The sequence below is a fragment of the Oceanobacter sp. 1_MG-2023 genome, assembly GCF_030689025.1.
Taxonomy (GTDB): Bacteria; Pseudomonadota; Gammaproteobacteria; order Pseudomonadales; family Oceanobacteraceae; genus Oceanobacter.
Genome location: NZ_JAUYWA010000029.1, coordinates 33,757 through 40,966 on the forward strand (window position 1 = coordinate 33,757; position 7,210 = coordinate 40,966).

4 protein-coding genes and 2 tRNA genes are annotated in these 7,210 nt (G+C 40.7%); 5 read left to right on the forward strand and 1 reads right to left on the reverse strand.

Going from position 1 to position 7,210, the window contains the following annotated elements; translation table 11 throughout:
* From Q8W22_RS15035 to Q8W22_RS15045, 3 genes are read left to right on the forward strand one after another with little or no spacing between them, the layout of a single operon-like run.
* Positions 1 to 1,611 (forward strand): polysaccharide biosynthesis/export family protein, encoded by a 1,611-nt coding sequence (locus tag Q8W22_RS15035; protein WP_303434424.1) that lies wholly within the window; start codon positions 1 to 3, stop codon positions 1,609 to 1,611.
* A gap of 13 nt (positions 1,612 to 1,624) precedes the next feature.
* Entirely contained in the window at positions 1,625 to 3,832 is a 2,208-nt protein-coding gene (locus Q8W22_RS15040; protein ID WP_305452889.1) for a glycosyltransferase family 2 protein, read from the forward strand.
* Between the two features lie 3 nt (positions 3,833 to 3,835).
* The gene (locus Q8W22_RS15045; RefSeq protein ID WP_303434426.1) at positions 3,836 to 4,987 is read left to right on the forward strand and encodes a glycosyltransferase family 2 protein; all 1,152 of its coding nucleotides are present in this window, start codon (positions 3,836 to 3,838) and stop codon (positions 4,985 to 4,987) included.
* A 259-nt stretch (positions 4,988 to 5,246) separates the two neighbouring features.
* Here the strand turns inward: Q8W22_RS15045 and Q8W22_RS15050 are convergent, their stop codons facing one another.
* Positions 5,247 to 6,464: a glycosyltransferase gene (locus tag Q8W22_RS15050; protein WP_305452890.1), complete on the reverse strand. Its 1,218-nt coding sequence runs from the start codon at positions 6,462 to 6,464 to the stop codon at positions 5,247 to 5,249.
* Between the two features lie 552 nt (positions 6,465 to 7,016).
* Between Q8W22_RS15050 and Q8W22_RS15055 the strand changes: the two genes are divergently transcribed.
* Both Q8W22_RS15055 and Q8W22_RS15060 read left to right on the forward strand, forming a co-directional pair.
* Positions 7,017 to 7,092 (forward strand) — tRNA-Glu (locus Q8W22_RS15055).
* A gap of 41 nt (positions 7,093 to 7,133) precedes the next feature.
* A tRNA-Gly gene (locus tag Q8W22_RS15060) sits at positions 7,134 to 7,209 on the forward strand.
* The last annotated feature ends 1 nt before the right edge of the window (position 7,210 follow it).

Genomic DNA, 7,210 nt, shown 5'->3' on the forward strand with positions numbered 1-7,210 from the left:
ATGAATTTTCTGTTGGCTTCAATGCTGTTGTTTTTCGGGGTGGTCGTTAATGCTCTTGAAGTATCCCAAGGGGTAGATGATTCTGAATCCAGTATGCAATTGGATGCCACTCCCTCTGCACCGCTTTACGCTGATTGGCTATTTGAGGGAGGGTTTGGTGAGACTTCTTTTAATGGGCTTAACCCGGTTTACAAGGTGAGCCAGGGTGATACTTTGTTAGTCCAAATTTGGGGAGGAGTTGACTTTCAAGGGGAAGTTATTGTTGACCCGAGAGGAAATATATTTATTCCCAGAGTTGGTCCTATTAATGTTCAGGGAGTAGAGAATAAATCACTTAACGAGGTCGTTCTCAAGTCGATAAAGCGCGTTTTCAAGTCTAATGTCGATGCCTATGTTACCTTGATGGGTAGCCAAACGGTGAAAGTATTTGTGTCCGGAATGGTAGAGAAACCAGGTGTATATGAAGGGCAAAGTGCCGATAGCATTCTACGATATATTGACGCCGCAGGCGGGATTAAAAGAGATCTTGGTGGTTATAGAAACGTACGGGTTATTCGTCAGGGGGATGAAGTTTCCAGAATAGACCTGTATCGGTTTTTGAAAAGAGGGGAAATGCCCGATGTTCAACTTCAGAACGGAGATTTGATTTTAGTTGGCTCTCGTTCTGGTTATATAGAAGTTGAAGGTGGAGCCGGGTTTAATGGCAAGTTTGAATTGAGGGATGACAGGGAGCTGTTAACAACAATTATAGATTATGTAGCGTTAAACGAGTCAGCGACACACGTTACTCTGCTTGAGCCAAGTGGGACGGATATCAATGCCTATCAGTATTCTCTTGATGATATAAATGATGTGGTTGTCAAAGCTGGTTCAACCGTGAAAATATCATCTCAATTGCGGCCTAAGAGTATCAGTGTTGAGGTGCTCGGTGAGCACAACTCTTCTACAGAAATGGTGCTCCCATGGGGCAGTACCTTGGATGACCTTATTAATAGAATTGAATTTTCGACTCTGTCTGATCGTAATTCCCTTCAGCTTTATCGGAAATCTGTGGCCAATCGTCAGAAAGAAATGCTGATGGCATCGCTATCTGCTCTTGAGCAAAGTGTGTTGACCGCCAGATCGGCAACAAAAGAAACCGCAGAACTTAGAAAAGCGGAAGCAGAGACAGTTTTGCAATGGGTTGAGCGGGCAAAAAAAATACAGCCGAAAGGACAGGTTGTATTGCTTGACGGGTATGATCCAGCTCAAATTGTGCTTGACCAGGGTGATAAAGTTGTTGTGCCAATTAAAAGAAACCTCGTCATGATTCATGGGGAGGTTCTGTTTCCTACTGCTGTTTCTTACCAGCCGAAAATGAATGTTAAAAATTATGTAGATCAGGCTGGTGGCGCAATGAGTAAATTATCAGGACTAAATGTTTTAATTATGAAAAGTAATGGTACCTTTGTTCAAGCGTCATCTGATTTGGGTGATAGAAAACTAGTCCGGCCCGGTGATGAAATATTTGTTCTTGCCAAGCCCAAGCTTAAGGCTCTGCAGCTGACCAAGGATATAAGTCAGGTTATATATCAAATTGCAGTGTCTGCGGCTGTCGCACTTGCCTTGTAAAGGGATTGGTTTTATGTTGAAAGGAATTAGAAAGAAGTTTTTTGAAATAGATTTCAGATTTTCCATGGAGATGGGTGGAGATCTGGCAGAGCGAGATGTTGGCCATTACACAGCTACTGGATCGGATCCTCAATTCTATTTGCCGAAACTTTTAAGTGGTTGGTACATGATAGAATTATGCATTAACTCAGATATTCCTGCTCAAGAGTCGAAATTCTATTACGATGTCGGAGATGGTTGTTCGGAAGAGAACAGCTATAACTTGATTTACATGACAGGAAAACTTGTCAAACGCGTTGCCTATTTTCCCAAAGGCTCACGGGTAAGATTTGATCCTATGAGCTGTCAGTGCAATTTCGATATTGAGCACTTCTCTATGGTGAAGCTAAGCTCTTCTAATGCCAAGCGCTTGATTGACAAAAAATTGGCATCCAGAAAATTGTCGGGTGGCATGTCAGAATATAATGAAATATTTAAATTCAAATTTTCCGGGTATTCAGAGTGGATGGCCCTGGTAGAGGGTGGACTCGTTCAAAAACGATTGGAGCAATGTAATACGCTGGCATCAGATACTGATATGCCAATGTTGTCTGTGGTGATTCCGGTGTATAAACCGGACCTGGAATTATTTCGTCGATGTGTGCAATCGGTGCTATCGCAGAGCTATCAGAAATTGGAGCTGTGTTTGGCAGATGATTGCTCTGGTTTGGATGAGTTGAAGGAAATGATGGTTGACCTTCAAAGCCAAGATAATCGGGTCAAAGTCGTTTTTCGGGAGCAAAATGGTCATATCTCTGTCGCAACCAATGATGCACTAGCATTGGCAACAGGTGATTATATTGTATTTATGGATCATGATGATGAATTATCGCCGTATGCTCTGGAGGTTGTCGCAGATGAAATTGTCAGGAATCCTGAGGCGGATATTTTTTATTCGGACGAAGATAAAATAGACGCTTTGGGGCGTCGAATAGATCCCCATTTCAAGTCTGGTTTTGATCCTGAGCGAATATTGGCTCAAAATTATATGTCGCATATGTCTGTGATTCGAACGGATTTGGTGCGTCGTGTTGGAGGGCTTAGAAAAGGAGTTGAAGGGAGTCAGGATCACGATCTTGTTTTGCGGTGCCTTGATGCCATTAACTGGAATCGGAAAGGTGTTATTCATATTCCATTTATTTTATATCATTGGCGTATGGTTGAAGGCTCTACAGCCTTGGCATCCGATCAGAAAAGTTATACTGCTGTATCTGGTTTGAAAGCGGTATCGGATGTACTTTCCAGTAATACTTTGGTTGATAGCGTGGAACCTGGTGATGTTCCAAATACATATCGGGTGATATGGAAAAGGCGCCCCGATATCAAGGTATCTATTATAATGCCAACAAAAAATGGTGGCGATCTGGTTCGTTGTGCAGTTGAGTCTATATATGAGAAAACAACGCATAAGAATTTTGAAATAATCCTTGTCGATAATAATTCTGATGATCCAAAGGATATTGCGTATTTCAAAGAACTTGATTCAAAAGGAATGGTGAGACTGCTGGAGTATCCTCACCCATTTAACTATTCTGCGATTAATAATTATGCCGTTCGATATGCTCAGGGTGACGTTGTTGTTCTGTTGAATAATGATGTAGAGGTGATTGACGGTGCCTGGCTTGAAGAGCTTGTTGCCCATGCCATGCGTCCCGGGGTGGGTTGCGTGGGCGGAAAGTTACTGTACAGCAATGGGCTGATTCAGCATGCTGGCATTCTTTTGGGATCAGGAGGTGTTGCAGGGCATCAATTCAAGCTGCTACCCCAGGATTCTCCGGGTGAAGATGCACAGTTAGCAGTCGTTCGGCAGACCAGCGCGGTGACGGCTGCATGTCTTGCGGTGAAAAAAACCGTTTTTGATGAGGTGGAAGGGTTTGATGAGGATCATCTTGCTGTCGCCTTCAATGATGTAGACTTTTGCGTCAAAGTGCATTTTTCCGGTTACCGAAATATCTGGACTCCCCATGTACTTTTGTATCATCATGAGTCTTTGAGTCGGGGATACGAAGATACTCCGGAGAAACAGCAGCGTTTTGCCAGTGAGGTTGAGTTTATGCAGAATAAATGGGGAGACCGTCTTAAAACAGATGAATTTTATAATAATAATCTTTCATTGATTGGTGAAAAGTCCCTTTATGGTTGCCGATTCGATTATACCGATATATCTTTGCTAGGGGCGTGATAGATGAAGGTTGCAATAGTTTCAATTCTTAAAAATGAAGCAGAATATATACTAGAGTGGATTGCGTATCATCGCTATGTGCTCGGTGTAGATGATTTTTTTATTGCTGATAATGTCAGTGATGATGGTAGCAGCGAGTTGCTGGAAGCATTGGATCAGGCAGGGATTATACATCGTATCCATCATCCGCGTGTTTCTCAAGAAATTGGTGTTCAAAAACCAGCATATGACAGAATTATAAAAGAGTATTCAAAAGACTATGATTACTTTTTGTTTCTGGATGCCGATGAGTTTTTGGTTAATGAAACTGGTAAGGGTTTAAAAGACTGGATAAAACGAGCGGAAAATAATGATGATTTCGCTGGGTTTGTATTAAATTGGAGAATATTTGGATCATCTGGTCGAAAATTGCCTGGGCAAGGGCTAGTTGTTGAAAGGTTCAGTCGCTGCTCCAGGGTTAATGAGCCTCGGAATTCTCATATAAAAACACTGGTTAAATGTGACCTTATTGGTGATATGCGGATACATCATTGTGCTATTACATCGGGCTCTTTTTATAATGAGAACATTGAACGTGCAGTTTTTTCATCAGCAATGTTAGAACGATCTGCTAATGTGATTGATCAACCATCTCCATTTACGGTAAATATTAATAATAAAAAACTTTACGTCGCTCACTTTGTTGTTAAATCGTATAAAGAACACTTCGATAAGAAAAGTCGAAAAGGATCCGGTGCAGGCTCAGCGACTCGAGAGAAAGGATTGGCATATTTTAAAGAGCATGATTTGAATCAGGCCATATCATTTGATCTGTTTAAACACTCTTTATCTATTCGTACTGGGATATCTTTTCTGATTAAAGAATTGGCAGAGAAAACTCATTATTACTCGTATATTCAGTTTGCTATTGATAAATCCGCTGAAAATATTGCGGGTTGGGTGATTTCTGATTCAATGGCCGACATAGTGCTTGTGATAGCTTATAATGACGAAGAAGAAGAATGTAATCTAAATATAAAACGCCCAGATCTCGTAGAAAAAAACATGACAGATATAATGATGTCAGGATTTAAATATCCAGTACCAAAAGATACTGATCTGGATAGTTTTACGGTTAGGGTAAAAGGAACTGATTTTTATGTTTGGGGCGGATGAATTGTGATTTTGAAGATAATAAGTGGGTGTTTTAATTGTTTTTTAAGTTTAAAAATCAATTGCTAGTAAAATCACAGATTTACCTGAAGAAAACCGGCTATGGCCGGTTTTTCATTTTTTGGTATAAGTAGATGTTATTTTGTTGTAGATGATCGCAGTATTTTCAATATGCTTGTCCGATAAATCATTAATTAGGCCGCTACTGTTACAGTTGTTTTTCTTTCTTTGTTTGGGTTTAATATCAGCTTATTCTGACAGCTCAAGTTGCGGATTTTCTTCTGGAACTTCTGAACGGATTCAGAGTTGAATCTTTGAAAAACTGTTTTGGTGATCGAATAAGTTTTTTGAATTTTTTTTGTTGTTTTTTATAGCGATGGTGGTTTTCTTTTCTGGTGTTTAACTTGTTGAAGCTGCGAATAGAGGTGTCGCTGTCAAATTTTTTGACTATATCGTCAGGACAATAGAAATACGCATTTTCAGAGGTCTGTAATGCGCTCAGAGATGCTTGGTGATATTGTTTTTTGCTGCTGAGGGTCTTTAGTGCCAATTCAAATTCGTCCTGACTGTTGAATAGTTTTAATCCATCGCAAAAATATCTGTCAAAATCTGGATTTTGGGAGGCTACGACTGGTACTCCAAGGGCTGCGCTCTCCCAGAATTTCAGGGCACTTTTGCAGTTGTTAAACGGGTTTTTTAATAATGGAGCAATGGTTATCCAGCTGCTGTCAATATACTGGCTTAGCTCGTTATAAGGTAGTTTTTTAGTTGTAGATACTCGGTCTAGATTTTCTAATGTTGGAGGTATTCCAATATCTCCGATGATATGCAGTTTTGTATCTGAATTTTTTTTAATCCAGTTTTCTAAAGCAGATTCTATTACTTTGAAGTTGCTGGTATGGTTAGCTGTTCCTGGAAAATATCGAATTATTTTGTTGTTGAATCTGTCTTTGATAGAATTGTTTTGAACCGGTTTTTCGAAAGATGGTATCTGGTTTGGTGTGAAATAGTAGAGGCATTGTGGATGAATTTCTTTTGCTGCCTTGATGAGCTCTGTAGTTGACATGTGGCAACGATGGAATAACAGTAGCGCAGCTTTGGAGCGCCGCGCATTCTTTTTTGCTGACGCCAAGCTTTCTTTGTTGCAGAGAACCATTGGAGAGGAATAGGCCAAGTCTGGTCTAAATAATAGATCATCAAAATCAGCTTCTGCCGTAATACCAAGATTGTAAATATTTTTTATAACTTTAATCAGTTTTCTTGATATTCTTGGGCGATGAAATATTATCTTTGAATAATTTTTCAGAGAGATTTTTTTTATTTCTGACATATGAATTATGTCACTTTTAATGCCATTGGCCGAGTTTTTCATGGCTTGATAGATGCAGCGATATCGAGCCGAGGCATCATTGGCGTAATATTGACCTCTTTTCGAAAAACTTACATAAAGAATGGTTTCTTTCTGCTTGGCAATTTCCATTTAATTCACTGCATTAAAGCTAAAATATTTCTATGGTATATAGAAGGATTGGTGTTTGGTAGAGCAGTCGAACTGTAATTCAGAATTTCCATGGTTTGTATTGACATACTGAGTCGGTTGAAGCGTGCCAGTTTTGTTTGTAGCCGTTCTTTAAGGCATGAAATGACTTCCAAATTTACTCCTGTCAGGGCTGGGGAGTGACTCCTTTCCTGAAGGCTGCCTGCTCAGCATCTTCCGATGCAGAGTTGGTGCAGGCTTCGGTAGGTAGTGGCAACGTGTTCAGAAGGGCCCTGCTAGTGTGTTCAAGGTGAGTATGATGAGTTGTATGTTACCCAGAGCGCTGTTACCTGCAATTATGTTGAAAAATACCAGTAACATCAACCAAAGCTTCTCGCCGTTATTGTCAAGGCATTATAACTCCGCGTAGATGTGGTGTAAGTATGTTTCTATGGCTCATCAATGAGCTTGGCAGCTACCTGTCTCGCCTAATTGTTTTCGATAGGGGCTTGCATTAAAAAATAAGGTAAGTAAAATGCGCACCACTTCAGAGACGTCCCCATCGTCTAGAGGCCTAGGACACTGCCCTTTCACGGCGGCAACAGGGGTTCGAATCCCCTTGGGGATGCCATATTCTTGATGTGCATTTTGGTAGATCAAGTAGTGGTACAGGCGGGAATAGCTCAGTTGGTAGAGCACGACCTTGCCAAGGTCGGGGTCGCGAGTTCGAATCTCGTTTCCCGCTCCAT

Bases quoted from the DNA above. Each gene is read 5' to 3' on its own strand.
- Q8W22_RS15035 (WP_303434424.1), top strand. From the start codon at position 1: ATGAATTTTCTGTTGGCTTCAATGCTGTTGTTTTTCGGGGTGGTCGTT.
- Q8W22_RS15040 (WP_305452889.1), top strand. From the start codon at position 1,625: ATGTTGAAAGGAATTAGAAAGAAGTTTTTTGAAATAGATTTCAGATTT.
- Q8W22_RS15045 (WP_303434426.1), top strand. From the start codon at position 3,836: ATGAAGGTTGCAATAGTTTCAATTCTTAAAAATGAAGCAGAATATATA.
- Q8W22_RS15050 (WP_305452890.1), bottom strand. From the start codon at position 6,464: ATGGAAATTGCCAAGCAGAAAGAAACCATTCTTTATGTAAGTTTTTCG.